This is a genomic window from Vibrio orientalis CIP 102891 = ATCC 33934 (assembly GCF_000176235.1).
Classification (GTDB): domain Bacteria; phylum Pseudomonadota; class Gammaproteobacteria; order Enterobacterales; family Vibrionaceae; genus Vibrio; species Vibrio orientalis.
Window position 1 is genome coordinate 51,323 of the sequence record NZ_ACZV01000004.1, and the last position, 16,451, is coordinate 67,773.

13 protein-coding genes are annotated in these 16,451 nt (G+C 46.4%); 11 read left to right on the plus strand and 2 right to left on the minus strand.

Going from position 1 to position 16,451, the window contains the following annotated elements; translation table 11 throughout:
• Positions 1 to 33 precede the first annotated feature (33 nt).
• A complete protein-coding gene (locus VIA_RS03825) occupies positions 34 to 2,922 on the minus strand; it encodes an alkaline phosphatase family protein (protein ID WP_004418498.1) in 2,889 nt (962 codons plus the stop codon).
• A 158-nt stretch (positions 2,923 to 3,080) separates the two neighbouring features.
• Positions 3,081 to 3,854: an HTH-type transcriptional regulator UlaR gene (ulaR, locus tag VIA_RS03830; protein WP_004411214.1), complete on the minus strand. Its 774-nt coding sequence runs from the start codon at positions 3,852 to 3,854 to the stop codon at positions 3,081 to 3,083.
• Positions 3,855 to 4,069: 215 nt separating this feature from the next.
• Here ulaR and VIA_RS03835 point away from each other — a divergent pair, with 215 nt between their 5' ends.
• The 11 genes from VIA_RS03835 to VIA_RS03885 all read left to right on the plus strand — a co-directional run bounded on the left by VIA_RS03835 (position 4,070) and on the right by VIA_RS03885 (position 16,437).
• On the plus strand, positions 4,070 to 4,912 hold the full coding sequence (locus VIA_RS03835; RefSeq protein ID WP_004411215.1) for a Cof-type HAD-IIB family hydrolase: 843 nt from the start codon (positions 4,070 to 4,072) through the stop codon (positions 4,910 to 4,912).
• Between the two features lie 9 nt (positions 4,913 to 4,921).
• The gene (locus tag VIA_RS03840; RefSeq protein WP_004411217.1) at positions 4,922 to 5,644 is read left to right on the plus strand and encodes a ribulose-phosphate 3-epimerase; all 723 of its coding nucleotides are present in this window, start codon (positions 4,922 to 4,924) and stop codon (positions 5,642 to 5,644) included.
• A 79-nt stretch (positions 5,645 to 5,723) separates the two neighbouring features.
• Positions 5,724 to 6,881, plus strand: coding sequence for an iron-containing alcohol dehydrogenase (locus VIA_RS03845; protein WP_004411219.1), 1,158 nt, complete (start codon positions 5,724 to 5,726; stop codon positions 6,879 to 6,881).
• A 20-nt stretch (positions 6,882 to 6,901) separates the two neighbouring features.
• Entirely contained in the window at positions 6,902 to 7,636 is a 735-nt protein-coding gene (locus VIA_RS03850; protein ID WP_004411221.1) for an HAD family hydrolase, read from the plus strand.
• A 4-nt stretch (positions 7,637 to 7,640) separates the two neighbouring features.
• Complete coding sequence (gene tal, locus VIA_RS03855; RefSeq protein ID WP_004418494.1) at positions 7,641 to 8,594, plus strand: transaldolase; 954 nt, start codon at positions 7,641 to 7,643, stop codon at positions 8,592 to 8,594.
• 11 nt (positions 8,595 to 8,605) lie between these two features.
• A complete protein-coding gene (gene tkt / locus VIA_RS03860; protein WP_004411225.1) occupies positions 8,606 to 10,600 on the plus strand; it encodes a transketolase in 1,995 nt (664 codons plus the stop codon).
• Positions 10,601 to 10,602: 2 nt separating this feature from the next.
• Positions 10,603 to 11,307: a ribose-5-phosphate isomerase RpiA gene (gene rpiA, locus VIA_RS03865; RefSeq protein WP_004411227.1), complete on the plus strand. Its 705-nt coding sequence runs from the start codon at positions 10,603 to 10,605 to the stop codon at positions 11,305 to 11,307.
• A gap of 59 nt (positions 11,308 to 11,366) precedes the next feature.
• Positions 11,367 to 12,773 (plus strand): Sapep family Mn(2+)-dependent dipeptidase, encoded by a 1,407-nt coding sequence (locus tag VIA_RS03870; RefSeq protein ID WP_004411229.1) that lies wholly within the window; start codon positions 11,367 to 11,369, stop codon positions 12,771 to 12,773.
• Between the two features lie 3 nt (positions 12,774 to 12,776).
• Positions 12,777 to 14,363, plus strand: coding sequence for a PTS transporter subunit EIIC (locus tag VIA_RS03875; protein WP_004411230.1), 1,587 nt, complete (start codon positions 12,777 to 12,779; stop codon positions 14,361 to 14,363).
• Between the two features lie 98 nt (positions 14,364 to 14,461).
• On the plus strand, positions 14,462 to 15,880 hold the full coding sequence (locus tag VIA_RS03880) for an alginate export family protein (RefSeq protein WP_004411232.1): 1,419 nt from the start codon (positions 14,462 to 14,464) through the stop codon (positions 15,878 to 15,880).
• Between the two features lie 200 nt (positions 15,881 to 16,080).
• On the plus strand, positions 16,081 to 16,437 hold the full coding sequence (locus VIA_RS03885) for a YibL family ribosome-associated protein (RefSeq protein WP_004418490.1): 357 nt from the start codon (positions 16,081 to 16,083) through the stop codon (positions 16,435 to 16,437).
• Positions 16,438 to 16,451: the final 14 nt, after the last annotated feature.

The window sequence follows — 16,451 nt, forward strand, 5'->3', positions numbered from 1 at the left end:
AAAGCGCCGCAATGGCGCTTTTTTTGTATCGGTCTACTTGGTTTGAATATCAAGCTTATCGAGTAAAGATAGGTAGCCCCAGCCGTTTTCACCTGCGGTAACTTTGTCACCAGTTAAATACTCATAAAGCGTAGGCGCGAGCGATCCATTGGCTTCTGAGGTAAGCGGTGTTGGGTTATCACCAATGGGTGTTCCCCAGAAACCGATAAAGGCATCTTTCTCCAAATAACTTTCCCCTGCATGGCGACCCGGAACTTTGGTGTTGTAACCGATGCCTTCTCTTGGGAATAGGTTTACTGTTCCAGCTCGTTCCTCAGCATAAAGCTGTGCAAGTTGGACTACGGAGTCAGGTCGTGGCGTAAAGCGGGTTAGTGAGCGCCAGTCCTGTGCGTTACACCAACTGCTTGGATTGTTAATGGCTGCTCTATTGATGCATTTCTCAACCAGATGAGCAAAGTTATCTAGCTCTTTCTGGTTTGGTTTAGGTAGATATGGATTGAGCGATTTCGCCTCTAGCAACGTCACGTTGGAAGTGTCTTTACCCAAACTGCCATAGTAGTAGCGATCGTCTTGTCTGATGATGATTTCATCGTGTCTAGTGTTCTCGCGGTTAGCGATGATACGAGTCTGGCAATGATTGTCATCACAGGTATCGTTGCGTACCACCATGTAATCTAAACTATCCCCCAAATAGTTGAGAGATTCAGCGATAATATCGACACTCTCTTCACTAGATGCGTTTACAGGTTGCCACTTCACTAGCTCTCTATAGGTCGGTTGAGTCTTCCAACCTGATTTTGAGTTGAAGAAGTCGAGCATAAAGTTACCACCGGCTGTGGAGGCAACAACGACATCAATACCTTGATTGCTAGGGTAGTTGAGCGCGTTGGTGATCTTTGGTCCTTCTCCCTCATCCGAAGAGATTTTCTTGATCACCAACGGATAACCTAACTTCTCTTCTAGTGGTTCAAAAATGGCTTTTTCAGGGTTTAATGTGTAATAGACTGGCGCTAAACCGTGGTCACCTGCCATGCCCCATAAGGTTTGAGCGTAAATTCCTGCATCTTTATAGCTTTGCTCAAGACGACGGATCCAGTAATCAAGTCGGTTTAGCTCCCCTGTCGGCATGATGATTTCATCACTAAATGGTCCGACAAAGTGGGCGAAGTGATCAGGCCAAGGGTTATAAACCAAGGTGTAATCAGGCATTCCTTGTCCATCAAGCTCACTATAGCTCTCTATGTTTTGCTCAATCTTCCATTTACGTGTCAGCTTGGTATAAAAATCCCACACAGGAATGGCTTGGTAAGCTCGAATGTTGTCGATAAGGGATTGACGCTGTTTGGTCAACACGACTTCCACTTTGGCTCGCTCATCCAACTCTTTCAAACATCGCTTCTCACCAAAGTCTCGTAGTGTTTCGCCAGCGCCTAAATTGACTAAACCGTCATAGCTGGTGTGAGCATTCCAGTCATACTGAGCGTTACAGTTGAGTGTTTTTAGGTGCACTAAGCGATCGAACATGGTTTGAACTTGATTCTTTTGCATCAAACGATCGAGCTGCAAGGCATCATTACCGAAGAAATAATAGGCTCGATCTTCATGACGGTCGACGAAGTGGAAATTAGGAATCCCCGTGCCTTTTTCTCCGGCGACCTTCGCCCCAGTCTTGATAATTGGTAGATTTCGCACACTGATGGTCGGCGTCGATGAGATACCCGTTCGCGCAATCGAGTCGTTATGCTCGGCGTATAAGCGTTTAAAAAACGGTAGGTAGTAAGGGTCTTTATACGGCTGCTCAGATAGGATCTGCATAAAGCGGACATCCTGTTGATGCTCTGGGCTTGATTGTGCCAGTGGAGAATTAAGCTCTGCCTGCGATTGATGACGTTGATACGCGTGAGAGATAAATGGCTTGTCGGGGTCAACCAAGCCTTCAATTAGACCTTGCTGCAAACCGTCGACAGTAATTTGAACCGCAAAGCGTCGTTCTTGCTGTGACTGAAGGAACTCAATAGCTTGTGATGGCTGATTATCAAAAGCGGTTTGTAACCAATCATTGAGTCGCTGCTGTCTTTCATCTTGATAAACGAACTGGCGGTATGCCTTAAGCACGTTTAAACGAATAAAGTCGATCAGCGTTATGGTTAGTGCTTGTGCCTTATTGTTTGGTTTGGAAGCGAGTTCAGGCGCGCCATCGGTGACAATGGCAAGAAGGGCATGTTTCATCTCTCCTTCTTCCATTCCTGAAGCCGTTTGGCTGAGAATATTGACGACAATCGGTTGGATCTTTGCCACTAACGCCAGGTCTTGCTTAGAAGAGGTTAGGTAAGTGTATTGCTCAGGAAGATTCGCCATATCTTGCCACTCACCAATTTGAACTAGAGCGTCATAAACGGTCACCATTGCCGCCATAAACTCATTGTCGATCTTCAACCCTTCTTGGTGGGCTTGATCTTTGGTGTGTTGTTTTTCTTCTGGCTGGTGGTTTTCATTTAGCTGGAATAGGGAATGCTCAAAGCCCTTAAGTGCTTGGTCATCATAGACAGTTTGTAAGTAAGCTTTAAATTTATCGCCGCTTTCAATGCCAGTATAGCGATCGTAAAACTGATAGAGAAAATAACCGAGAGGAATAGAGTAACTCGGATCCGCCAATTGGCCCATCACACGAGCTTTAGTGCTACTGTCGAGCGGTAGCGTCAATAAGTAGGTCTCAAGCGTCATACCACCTATAGTGAACAAGGTCACATCGCGCGCGAAGGTGGTTGAATAGGTAAGTGATGAGACGATCTGGTTTTTCAGTACTTCACTGGAATTAAACAGCCCGCCGACCACGGGAGCATTGCCAATATCGGCGTAAATTGCGGGGGATATTGCGCTTGTTAACGCTATTGACAGGGTGGAAGCTTTAAACCAACTCATTGATATTATTCTCATTCATTCCTTTATCTGCCTTACATTGTGGCATCAGAAAATGAGAGTGCAAGAACGGTGAAATAAGAAGGTTATGCGGTTCTAATTATGGGTAGCTAGGCAGGGTGTTCTACCTAGCTAATTGGAACGTGAGTTAAATCGGTCGGTTATACAACCACAACATTCACCCCAGAAGCTTTCAGCGCTTCAAGCACCTCAGGATCTGCATCTGCGTCGGTAATTAAGGTATCTAGCTGAGTTGTTGTCGCTAATAGCTTACCGCCATGCTTACCAATTTTACTGCTATCGACCAATGCAATGAGTTTTGCGCCATATTCGAGTAGCTTTTTCTCTGCCATGTAGACCAGTAAATCAGAGGTATGGATACCTGCTGGCGTTACACCTGTACCGGTAAAGAAGACAAAGCGGCTTTTATGATCGTCGGCTGCTTCTTCATCGGGAGAGATGGTGATTTGACGCTCAGGTAAGTACTGACCACCTAATATGATGATGCTTTGATGATCCTGAGTGATCAAGCTGTGCGCGAGCGGCATAAAGTTAGTCACTACTTGGACATCTCGGCCTGCTAAGTATTGCCCCATCAAGAAAGTGGTATTACTGCCGCTGACGATCACGCTGTCATGCTCATCGCACAGGTCAACCGCCGCTTTGGCAATGCGCTTCTTGGCATCAAGGTTCTCAATATCATATTCACTTGGGATAAAGCTTGATGGCGTATGGTGCTGCTGATTGCTTTCACTATTTAATGCTTCGGCGCCATTTCTAATCTTCTTCAACTTGCCATCTTCGGCAAGCTTGGTGATATCTCGACGAGCGGTCGATAAAGAGATATCTAACATCGACACATAGTCGTTAGTAGTAATAAAGGTATGGCTATCTAAATAGTCGAGTAAGCGTCTGTGACGTTGAGCTTCATTCATCTTGTACTGCATCCTGAATTTATTCTTGGATTATTTTGACCGAATTTGACGTTTTGAGCAATTTAATTTTACAGGTGACGTTTTGTGAACTTATTTTGACGTTATTTTGTGATCTTTACCAATAAAAACGCCATAAAAAGTCAAATTTGACTTTACGTGACCGAATTTGACGGTTTATAGTCATTTTGCGTCACGAAGAGTCAAAGGAGGCCAAGATGAAGTATCAAGCAATCATTATCGATTTAGATGGAACCTTACTAAACGATCACAACCAGATTAGCGTGAACAATGTTGAAGCCATTCAACAAGCGCTAAACGAAGGTTATCAAGTGACGTTGGCAAGTGGGCGACCTCATCAATTGATGCTGCCTTTTGCCAATCAACTCGGTATTACTGCTCCATTGATTTGCTGTAATGGCGCTTACCAATACGATGCAGCGAGTAACGATTACCACAATGCTCAGGCATTTCATGCTCAACAACTGAAACAGTTATTAGACACGCTTAGCTTAGGCCAGTTTGATTTTACCCTTTATGCTCAAAACGGCATTTACGCGCCACAGGTTTCAAGCCATTTTGCAGGCCTTGAGCGTCAGATGAGCCAATTAGGTATTGATGGCCATATGGAAATCATGCCATCGCTGGCTGAGCTGCAACAAGTATGCGGAGACGTATATAAGGTGTTGGTATCGAGCAGTGACAAACAGGCGTTGTGCCAGCTTCGTGACTCATTAACCGATATTCTGCAAGCGGATCTCTCTACGCCAAACAAGCTCGATATTACTTGTCTTGGTGTCAATAAAGGCCAATCCGCTGCAACTTGGTTATCTCAGCATAACCTCAATCCAAATCTCACCATCGCGTTTGGTGACGGCGACAACGACATCTCATTGTTTAAAGCCGTTGGTGAACCAGTCGCGATGGCAAATGCTAGCCCAGCACTTCGTGGGCTAGCCAATCTCATTATCACAGATAACAACGGTTGCGGCATTGGCCAATATTTACGACTCATCGTTCGTGAAGGTCAGCACACATGCCAACACTCATTTAGCTACTAAGGAAATCTCATGAAAAAAGTAAAAATTGCTGCAGGTTTAGCGCACGTTGATTACGGCCACATGGCTGACATCGTAAAAGAAGTTTCAGACGCAGGCGCAGACTACATCCACTGTGATGCAGCAGATATGCATGACCTAAAAAACATGCAGCTAATGGGCGGCCACCAAATCGTTGAAGGCATTCGTCAATACACAGACAAGCCAATCGAAGTTCACGCTTACTTTAAAGATTGTGATCGTCTGTTCGTTGAAAAAATTGCGGCGGCAGGCGCGGACATGCTGATTCTTCCTGCGGAAAACTTCTTAGGCGCACCACTGGCGTACATGATGAAGTACTGCCGTGACTACAACATGAAGTTTGGTCTAACTGTTGGTTGCTTCACGCCAGTTTCTTTCGTTAAAGAAGCGATTTACTACCTTGACCGTCTACACATTGTTATCCATGGCGTTAACAACGATGAGTGGCTATGGCGTGAGTCGGCAATTGAAATGATTCGCGAAGCTCGTCAGCTAATCAACGAACGTAACCCTAACTGTGAGCTATGTGTGGATGGCGGTATCCGTAACCACAACCTAGAAGCGCTACTGAAAGAAGATATCGATGTGATGGTTGCGTCTACTAACATTTTCGGTCACGAAAAAGGCATCACCGCGGGTGTTCACGACTTCCGCTCTGCGCTTGACCAAGCTGAGAAAAATGTTGCTGCTGAAGCAGAAGTAGAACCGGCTTAATTAAGCGTTAAACGAATTTGGTGCTGGGCTGACAACCCCCTATATGCTCCGGTCTGGCACCATAACCAAGGATTTTATCATGACACAATTTCAACATTATCAACCGACTAAGCTGACATTCGGCCCGGGTGAAATTCAAAAAATTGGTCAATTGGTCGCGCAATATGGCAAGCGTTGTTTGGTGGTTTCAGAACCGATTTTTGATGCAGTGAAACCTGCCTATGACCGCATTTTCGCTTTGCTAGCAAACGAAGGCATTACGGTTACTCACTTTGACGGTGTCGTACCTAACCCACCAACAACAGTGGTTGAACTAGGTCGCCAAGTCGCGCAAGCGGCAGGGTGTGATGTGGTGTTAGCCGTCGGCGGTGGTTCATCCATTGATACCGCTAAGATCATTGCCGCAACGATTAATGCAGAAGAGCTTAACTGGTCGCACTGGTTTGCAACTTATGATTCGCCGTTTGGTGATATTGCCAACCTACCAGCACCTGTTGTGCCTTTGATTGCGGTACCGACGACCTCTGGTACGGGTTCTCAAGTCACGCAAGCGGCGGTTATTACTAACGTTGAACAGCACGCTAAGCTGACGCTATTCCATCCAGAGTTTTTTCCAGTAGAAGCAGTTATCGATCCTGAGTTGATGCTGACACTGCCACCAAGAATGACGGCAATGACAGGTTTTGACGCTTTTTCACACGCGTTTGAATCATTTACTGGTACTCGTCCATCACCATTTGTCGACCAACTTGCGCTGCAAGCGATGAAGCTAGTGGTAGATAACCTGCCAAAAGTGGTTGCCGATGGCTCGGATATTCAAGGCCGCTGTGACCTTGCTACTGCAGATACGCTAGGCGGTATTTCGCTAGCAAACGGCGGTGCGGGCGCGCCTCATCCACTGGGTGAAATATTAGGTAGCCAGAAAACCAATTTACCACACGGCTTAACACTTGCGGTGGTTTACCCTGCGTATGTTCAGCTTCAGTGGCGCAAACAACCGCAGCGCTACGCTCAAGTTGCCGAACTATTTGGTGCCGTGGGAAGCACTGAAGAGAAAGCGCAATCTTTAGCAGGGCACCTAGTTACTTTCTTAAAAGAGATTGGCTTGGAGTCAAACCTGACTCAGGTTGGCGTCAGTAAGCAAGATGTTGAAGCGTTAGAACCCGCATTTTGCTTCGACCTACCACTGACCTCGGGCGAAGAGATGAAGTCAATTCTTCATGCAAGTTTAGTGTAAAGAAAACAGGAGTTTAGAACATGGAAGACAAGTTCAGCGTAACAAAGCCAAACCTAACCAATGTGGAAAGAGAGGACATTGATTGTGGTCGCTTTAAAGCGCTGATATTTGACTTCGATGGTCTTTTAGTCGATACGGAAAGCTGTATGTTCAGAGCCTGGGAAGCTTTGATGAAACCATACGGTGTAGACGTTTCGCCTCTCCAGGTTGCTGGACTAGTTGGGAGCTCAGCGCCAGCAACCGCTCTTTACCACCTCTATCGTCACCATTCAGGCTTGAACCACAATGACACTCAAATCCGTGACCGAGTGTTGGAGCTCGCCTATCAAATGATCGAAACCTTACCTGAGCGTGAAGGTGTTCGAGACTATCTCAATTTTGCCAAACAAAAACGGCTTAAGCTTGCGTTGGCAACAAGTTCTGAGCGCGAACACTACTTACCAATCTTACAACGCTTGAATCTAGACCATTACTTTGACTGTTTTACGGGGGCGGAGGAGATTGAAGAAATGCGCCGTAAACCTTGCCCTGATGTCTACCTAACCAGCCTCGAAAAACTGGGAGTTTCTGCCCATCAAGCCATTGCCTTTGAAGATTCCCCACCCGGAATCACAGCGGCTCGATCGGCAGATATTTCAACGGTTGCGGTAACCAACCTATTAACCCGGCATCTGGATGTGTCTCACGCCAATGTGGAGTTGTCGTCTATGAGCCAGTTATCGCTAGCAAATTTAATTGAACGTTTATCGAGATGAAACCATGAACAAATTAGAACAACTGAAAAAGTACACCACAGTTGTCGCCGATACTGGCGACATTGATGCTATTGCTGCTTTCCAACCTCAAGATGCAACCACCAACCCTTCTTTGGTACTCAAAGCAGCGGAAATGCCACAGTACGACCACCTCATTGTTGATGCTATCGCATGGGCAAAACAACAAAGTGATGACAAGGCGCAGCAGCTGATTGATGCTAGCGACAAGCTTGCCGTCAACATTGGTGTAGAGATTTTAAAAACCGTTCCGGGCCGTATTTCAACAGAGGTGGACGCGCGTCTATCGTTTGATAAAGAAGCTAGCTTAGTGAAAGCGCGCAAGCTGATTGCTATGTACCAAGAGGCCGGGATTGAGAAAGAGCGTATCTTGATCAAACTGGCGTCGACATGGGAAGGTATCCGCGCGGCGCAAGTGTTAGAGCAAGAGGGTATCAACTGTAACCTGACACTACTGTTTAACTTTGCGCAGGCAAAGGCGTGTGCAGAGGCGGGCGCTTACCTTATTTCACCTTTCGTCGGTCGTATCCTTGATTGGTACAAAACTAATACCGATAAGAAAGAGTACTCACCGTTCGAAGACCCAGGTGTGGTCTCGGTTTCAAACATCTACAACTACTACAAAGATCATGGCTACAACACTGTGGTTATGGGTGCGAGTTTCCGTAACGCAGATGAAGTGCTTGCACTGGCGGGCTGTGACCGTTTAACCATCGGTCCTGCAATTCTTGATGAGCTTGCAGCGCAGCAAGGCGAGGTAGAGCCAACACTGTTTGCTGGGCGTGATGAAGTGAAATCTGCGCCTCAAGCGATGACAGAAGCTGAGTTCCGCTGGGAAATGAACCAAGACCCAATGGCGACTGAAAAGCTGTCTGAAGGTATCCGCAATTTTGCAGTCGATCAGGGCAAACTTGAAGCCATGATTGAAGCGCGTCTGTAAGGAGTTTGGCTATGATTACTCGTTCTAAACTCGCAGATACAATTCGCGTTCTTAGCATGGACGCAGTACAAAAAGCAGGTTCTGGTCACCCAGGTGCCCCGATGGGTATGGCAGATATCGCCGAAGTGTTGTGGCGTGACTTTCTAAAACACAACCCAACAGACCCAACTTGGTCTGATCGCGACCGTTTTATTTTGTCTAATGGCCACGGCTCAATGCTGATCTACAGCTTGCTGCACCTAACGGGTTACGACTTAACGATGGAAGACATCAAATCATTCCGTCAGCTTCACGCTAAAACAGCAGGTCACCCAGAGTACGGCTACGCGCCGGGTATCGAAACCACGACAGGGCCGTTAGGTCAGGGCATTACCAATGGTGTTGGTATGGCACTGGCTGAAAAAGTACTGGGTGAGCAATTTAACCGTCCGGGTCATGACATTGTTGACCACTTTACCTATGTGTTTATGGGTGATGGCTGCATGATGGAAGGCATTTCTCATGAGGCGTGTTCACTCGCTGGCACACTCGGCTTAGGTAAGCTAGTTGCGTTCTGGGATGACAACGGCATTTCGATTGACGGTGAAGTGGAAGGTTGGTTCTCTGACGATACGCCAAAACGATTTGAAGCGTACGGCTGGCATGTTATCGCCGATGTGGATGGTCATAATGCCGAAGCAATCCGCAAAGCGATTCTAGAAGCGAAAGCAGAGACCGATAAGCCGACATTGATCTGTTGTAAAACCATTATCGGCTTTGGTTCGCCAAATAAATCAGCAAGCCATGACTGCCACGGTGCACCATTGGGTGAAGATGAAGTGGCATTAGTGCGCGAAAACCTAGGTTGGGACTACGCGCCGTTTGAGATTCCTGCGGATATCTACTCTGAGTGGGATGGTAAAGACGCGGGCAAAGATGCTCAAGCACAATGGCAAAACCGTTTTGATGCTTATCAGCAAGCGTTCCCAGAACTGGCGGCAGAATATAAGCGCCGCGTAGAAGGTGAGCTTCCAGAAAACTGGCAGCAAATCAGCCAAGATGTGATCGCGACGCTGCAAGCCAACCCAGCAACGATAGCAACGCGTAAAGCATCACAAAATGCGATTGAAGCGTTCGGTGCTCACTTACCGGAATTCTTAGGTGGTTCGGCAGATTTAACGCCATCAAACCTGACTAACTGGTCTGGTTCTAAAGCTATCTCTGCGCAAGATGCGTCAGGTAACTACCTAAGCTACGGGGTACGTGAGTTTGCTATGTCAGCAATGATGAACGGCATTGCCCTGCACGGTGGTTTTATCCCTTACGGCGGCACCTTCCTGATGTTTATGGAATACGCACGTAATGCACTGCGCATGGCAGCATTGATGAAGCAACGCAGCATCTTTGTCTACACCCATGACTCGATCGGTTTAGGTGAAGATGGCCCAACGCATCAACCTGTCGAGCAAATTGCGTCACTGCGTTTAACGCCAAACATGAGCACATGGCGTCCATGTGACCAAGTGGAAACCGCAGTAGCTTGGAAGTCAGCAGTTGAGCGCAAAGATGGCCCTACATCACTGATTTTCTCTCGTCAAAATCTTGTTCAATTTGAGCGCGACCAAGCAACGCTTAATGATGTCGCAAAAGGCGGCTATATCTTGTCGGATTGCGATGGTCAGCCAGAGTTAATCTTGATTGCTACAGGTTCTGAAGTGGCACTGGCAATGCAGGCGAAAGAACAGCTTTCTAATGTGCGTTGTCGTGTCGTGTCTATGCCATCGACAGACCTGTTTGAAGCGCAAACGCCAGAGTATCGAGAGCAGGTTCTACCAGCATCGGTGAGCAAACGTATCGCGATTGAAGCGGGTATTGCTGACTACTGGTTTAAATACACCGGCCTTAATGGCGACATCATCGGTATGACGACATTTGGTGAGTCTGCACCAGCAGAACAGCTCTTTGAAATGTACGGCTTTACGGTAGAGAACGTCGTCGCGAAAGCACACGCGTTACTGGAGAAGTAATCATGAGCATGGCAAAGCGATTTATCGAAATGGATAGCTCAGATTGCCTGCGTACTAAGGCTGCGAAAGCGGCCTTAGACCAAGTGCTGAGAGTGTTAACGCCATCGTCTGTGATCGGTATTGGTACTGGCGCGACGGTAGAGATATTTATTCAATTGCTTAAACAAAGCGGCGCAGAGTTTTCTCACTGCGTGTCGAGTTCAGAGCGTTCCAGCAAAGCGCTTCAACAAGCAGGTTTAAGCGAGCAGCCTATCTCTTCTTGCGAGCGTGTCGATGTCTATGTTGATGGTATCGATGAAGGGTTAAGCAGCGGCGAAACCGTCAAAGGTGGCGGGGCAGCGTTAGCGCGTGAAAAGGTTCTAGCAACCATGGCGATGAGCTTTATCACTATCGCTGACAGTGGGCGTTTAAAACTTGCTTTAGGGACGTTTCCGCTGCCGATTGAAGTGCTTCCAGCGGCAGAGTTAGCGGTTACGCACGCACTGCAAAGTCTAGGTGGAACGCCAGTGCGCAGAGAAGGGTGCACAACTGATAATGGCAACATCATACTTGACTGTTCTGGGCTGGATTTAAGCGAACCACAGGCTTTAGAAGTGTCATTGAACAGCATTCCTGGCGTGGTTGAAAACGGTATTTTTGCCCGCCGAAAAGCTGACTATATGGCGTTTTCTGATGATGGTGGTGTGCATTGGTTAGCGCGAAATTGAGACTTAGATAACAACTCTAATTATATCTCTATCAACAACAAATGAATTAGGTTTAAAAGATGACGGAACGCAATTTTTCCACACAAATGTTAGGGTATTTTGATGACTGTACTGATGAATTACTCAACGACTTATCTGGATTAATTGCCATTCCGTCAGTTCGTGATTTAAGCACTAAATCAGTCAACGCGCCGTTTGGTCAAAGTATCAGAAAATCCTTTGATTACTTGATTGACTGGGCAAAGCGTGAGGGGTTCGAAGTACGAGATCACCAAGGCTATGCGCTCGATATTAGCTACGGTGAAGGTAAAGAAGAAATTGGTATTCTGCACCATGTTGATGTTGTGCCCGCAGGCGATGAAGCGAATTGGATTACCCATCCATTTACGCTTCACCAACAAGGAGACCTAGTATTCGGTCGCGGCGTAACGGATAACAAAGGGCCTCTTATGGCTTCGCTATACATCCTCAAGATGTTTAAGCAGCTCAACACACCAATGACACGCAAAATTCGCGTGATTATCGGTGGCGCTGAAGAGACAACTTGGGAATGTGTAGAGCATTATTTCCGCCATCAGCCACAACCGGCTTTTGGCTTTTCTCCCGATGGCGACTTCCCAATCGTCAATGGAGAAAAAGGTATCTTGTATGCCGAGTTACAAAAAGAATCCCAAACTTTACGTGACTTAGGAGTGTGTCAGATTTATCGAATTGAAAGTGAGCGAGACCGAACGTCAACGTGTCACCACCTTTCAATTTGGTTTTCAGGCCAACAGGCAGCAAGTGTGGCGCAGCGCTTTGATGGCGTTGCCGACGTAACTCAACAGAAGGAGTTGTACCGCGTTGTATTGACAACGCCGTGGGAGAAATCTCGCAACCCGCATCGCGTCCAAAATTGTATGGACAAGTTTATGGCTGTGATGCGCCATGTTGAAGGGTTAGATGCTAACTCAAAAAGCTTAATCGAGTTGTTAGAGTCATGTTTTGCAGACTCAATCGACGGAGCAAAATTAGGGCTAGCACATATGGATGATGAGATGGGAGGCACCAGTTGCTGCGTCTCTTCAATTAACCTTGATGAACATGGATATAACTTGGATTTTGATTTTCGGTTTCCTAAAGGACTGAGCATCGAAGAAACTCGTACCCAACTTCAACACTTATCCCAAAAGTATGGAGTGAGTTTCACCGAGCAGCAGTACTTACCTCTATCTTACCTCTCACCCGAAAGTGACCTTATCCAAGCGATGGGAAAAGCGTATTCCGAAGTTACGGGAATGGAAGCTCAATGCTTTAGCAAAGGTGCAGCATCGTATGCACGGGCGCTAAACAACGGTGTGGCATTCGGACCTACTTTTCCAGGTGATGTGACGAAAGTGCATGAGCCAAACGAACAGCTCAGCCTCGAGTCATTGAGAAAAGCAATAACAATATACGTGAAAGTTCTCATATCACTTCAGGAGTAAATTATGAGAGATAAGGTTCAAGCACTTGCTGGCGGCATGATGGTATCTATCATCGTGTTAGTAATTGCAGGTATTTACATTGGTATTGGTGCAGGCGTTGTAAACCAAATGTCGGCTCAAGACTCTGTTATCTATGCATTCTTCAAACTGATGTTGGATCTCGGTTTGATGGTGATGCGTAACCTACCACCATTCTTTGCCATTGGTTTGGCGTTCGCACTTTCTAAATCAGAGAAAGGGTGGGCGGCGTTCACTGGCTTCACTATGTTTATGTGTTTCAACGTTGCGATTGGCTCGATTGCCTCATTCAACGGCTGGACACCAGAAACAACCAGCGTGGACTACCTAGTAAACACATTAGGTTACGACAAAGTTGACGCACAAAACTTCAATTCACTATGGGGTGAAAACCTAGGCGTATTCTCATACAACATGGGTATTTTCAGCGGTATCATCGTGGGTTGTTTGACGGCATGGCTACATAACCGTTTCTACAAATTTGAAATGCCATCAATGTTGAGTTTCTTCTCGGGCCCTCGCGCTGTGGTGATCTTCTCTTACATGGCGATCATGCCAGTAGGTTTGGTTGCTTACCACGCATGGCCTCCTATTGCTGGCGGTCTACAGTCAATTACGACGTTGATCACTAGCTCGGGTATCTTTGGTTCATTCCTGTTCGGTGTGTTTGATAAAGGTCTACTACCATTTGGTCTTCATCACCTGATTGCGTTCCCTATCGAGTACACTCGTGTTGGTGGTGTGATGGAAATTGATGGCGTGATTTACGAAGGTGTTCGTAACATCATGAACGGTCAAATGAGCTCACCTGATGCAATTGGCTACATCACGCATAACTTTACTAGTGGTCGTATTCCAATTCAGATCGGTGGTCTAACAGGCGCTGCGTACGCAATGTACGTGACAGCGAAAACTGAAAACCGTAAGAAAGTGGCAGCGCTAATGGTTCCTGCGGTGTTTACTGCAGCGGTTATCGGTATTACAGAGCCTCTAGAGTACACCTTCTTATTTGTTCAACCATTCCTGTTCTTTGCTGTGCATGTGCCACTAAATGGTCTTGCGTATGTGATTACTGAAATGATGGGCGTGTCTATCCATGGTAACCAGTTACTGTTCATGGTGCCAAACCTGCTACAACCTGAGAAGGTACACGCGTGGGCGCTGCTATGGATCATTCCACTTTACTTCGTCATTTACTTCTACACCTTTAAGTTCTTCATCTTGAAGTTCGACTCGAAAACACCGGGTCGAGAAGATGCTGAAGAGGGTGATATTGCGCTGTATAGCAAAGACGATTTCAAGAAGAAGCAGAAACAAAACACGGCTGGTCTACCTGTTGAGATTATCAAGGCACTAGGCGGCGCGGATAACATTGATAACGTATCCAACTGTGCGACTCGCCTGCGAGTATCTCTACATGATGACACACTTACCGCAAGTGATGACTTCTGGAAGAAAGAGTTGAACGCTATCGGCGTAGTGCGTATGCCTAAGGGAATCCAAGTCATCTATGGCGCGAACGTGATCACGATTGCTTCAGGTATTAAAGAAGCGCTTGGCGTGGACTCGTAACTCTCCTCAACTAAAAAATTACCAATAACAACAAAGTCCTCCTGTGGCCACTGGGCCGCAGGAAGGATTCCTTGTGCCCAAAATATGGAAATACAATAATGAAAACCATAACTAAATGTACGTTAAGCTTGCTGGCGTTATCGATTTCTGGCGTGTTGCATGCGAGTGATGTAACGACTTCAACTTGGTCTGAGCGCAACCCAATCGTGTTCTGGGGTGACCGCGCTAACGAAGATTGGAGCTATGTCGATAATCTTGATGAAAGCCAAAAGAGCTTCTCTGAAAAGCTAAAGCGCCTAGATATTACCGATGATGGTGACTGGAAAGTCTCTTTCGCGGGTAACGTCAAAGTGGCTCTGGATAACCGCTGGAATCATATGTATGACCCAGATATTCGTAAGCATAATGAACTGCGTTCACGCCTTCAGTTTTCTACCGATGTGACTTACCAAGATTGGATGCGCGTATTTGGTGAAATTCGTACCAACTACACCAATCTAGACGCGCCAGGTCCAGTGGATGATGCAGGTACGGATTTCCACCAACTTTTCACCGAATTCAAGTTATTGGATGACGGCGAGCAATATTTAACTACCCGCCTTGGCCGCCAAGAAATCTACTTGAATGAATGGCAGATGATGAACCGTGAACCCACTCCGGTTCAATCAAGCTGGAACGCGGTCAGTGCTAAATACAGTGTCAGCGGGATCAACTTTGACGCTTACTACGGCGAAGAAGTCTTCCCATTATTTGACGATGGCAGCTTTAGCGGTAACTGGGATGACAAAACCAATGGCAAAAAGTCGACAGGTCTATTTGCTAACTGGCGCACCGACTTTGGCGCGATGCAAGCTTATGTGATGAGCAATCAGCTAACCAACTCTAGTTTTGTAAATGCCCCAGACGGTGATGTCGATATTCAAGTGCTTGGCCTACATGCTCATGATTTTGTCAGTGAAGGCTTTGGTTACATGGTCGATGGTGTTTACCAGTTTGGTGATCATGCAGGTAAAGATATTTCAGCTTACATGGCTTATGCGGATCTGAACTACAACTGGAAAGCGGATTGGAACTATCGTCTGGGTATGAACCTGCACTACGCATCAGGTTCTGACGCTGACAGTGACAAGGTTAATACCTTCAACCCACTATGGACGGGTGACCCACTCGGTTTTGCGCATGATGGCGCTTACGGCAACGCCATGCAAGTGGGTGGTTACTCTGTGATTGAGTACGCGCCTAAGCAGACAATCATTACGGGTTTCATGTCGACGTGGCGCGCTAATACCGATGATGCGATCTACACCCTTAACCAAGATGTGTTGTTTGGTGAAGATTCCGATGAGAAATACGCCTACACCCAGTTCTACCTACAGTTCCATAACTACATTACTGGCAACCTAAAAACAGAAGTGAACACTTATTATGCTCTATCTAGTGATTACACTGATGACGTTGTCGGCCCTGATAGCAAGGATATTGCGCGTGTAGAGTTGGCGCTGATTTACAACTTCTAAATTGTCTGTCCTATTTGATTATGAGAGTTGAAAGACTCAGAAATAATCCTCTGTCTTTTCGCCCAGCCTAATGGTTGGGCGTTTTTTTTATATGCTGAAAATAGAGTACATTTTTCACTCAAATGAGGATTATAATTAGGGCAGTGAATCGCCTTGTGCTACACTCGCCGCCCTTTTCTGTTTCAATGAGATAAATGACCATGAGCCTTAAGAAAGAACTACAAAACCTGAACAACCGTATCGACAACTGCAATCGCAAACTTGATGCTGCAAAGGGCCGTGGTGATGGTGAAATGATCAAGAAGTTTACTGATGAGCTAGATAAGCTAAACAAAAAAGTAAGCTCCATGAAGCACAAGCAACAGTACGACATGAACAAAGAGCGTAAAAGCTTGCAAGACATGCCGTTTTCTCGCGAAATTACTAAAGCAGAACAGGCAGATATGGGTAAGCTTAAGAAATCAGTACGCGGTCTAGTCGTTGTGCACCCAATGACGAAGCTGGGTAAAGAGCTAAAAATTCAGGTGATGACAGGTTACGCACCGAAGAAATTCTAATTGTTGGTCAATTC

Bases quoted from the DNA above. Each gene is read 5' to 3' on its own strand.
- VIA_RS03825 (WP_004418498.1), bottom strand. From the start codon at position 2,922: ATGAGTTGGTTTAAAGCTTCCACCCTGTCAATAGCGTTAACAAGCGCA.
- ulaR (WP_004411214.1), bottom strand. From the start codon at position 3,854: ATGAATGAAGCTCAACGTCACAGACGCTTACTCGACTATTTAGATAGC.
- VIA_RS03835 (WP_004411215.1), top strand. From the start codon at position 4,070: ATGAAGTATCAAGCAATCATTATCGATTTAGATGGAACCTTACTAAAC.
- VIA_RS03840 (WP_004411217.1), top strand. From the start codon at position 4,922: ATGAAAAAAGTAAAAATTGCTGCAGGTTTAGCGCACGTTGATTACGGC.
- VIA_RS03845 (WP_004411219.1), top strand. From the start codon at position 5,724: ATGACACAATTTCAACATTATCAACCGACTAAGCTGACATTCGGCCCG.
- VIA_RS03850 (WP_004411221.1), top strand. From the start codon at position 6,902: ATGGAAGACAAGTTCAGCGTAACAAAGCCAAACCTAACCAATGTGGAA.
- tal (WP_004418494.1), top strand. From the start codon at position 7,641: ATGAACAAATTAGAACAACTGAAAAAGTACACCACAGTTGTCGCCGAT.
- tkt (WP_004411225.1), top strand. From the start codon at position 8,606: ATGATTACTCGTTCTAAACTCGCAGATACAATTCGCGTTCTTAGCATG.
- rpiA (WP_004411227.1), top strand. From the start codon at position 10,603: ATGAGCATGGCAAAGCGATTTATCGAAATGGATAGCTCAGATTGCCTG.
- VIA_RS03870 (WP_004411229.1), top strand. From the start codon at position 11,367: ATGACGGAACGCAATTTTTCCACACAAATGTTAGGGTATTTTGATGAC.
- VIA_RS03875 (WP_004411230.1), top strand. From the start codon at position 12,777: ATGAGAGATAAGGTTCAAGCACTTGCTGGCGGCATGATGGTATCTATC.
- VIA_RS03880 (WP_004411232.1), top strand. From the start codon at position 14,462: ATGAAAACCATAACTAAATGTACGTTAAGCTTGCTGGCGTTATCGATT.
- VIA_RS03885 (WP_004418490.1), top strand. From the start codon at position 16,081: ATGAGCCTTAAGAAAGAACTACAAAACCTGAACAACCGTATCGACAAC.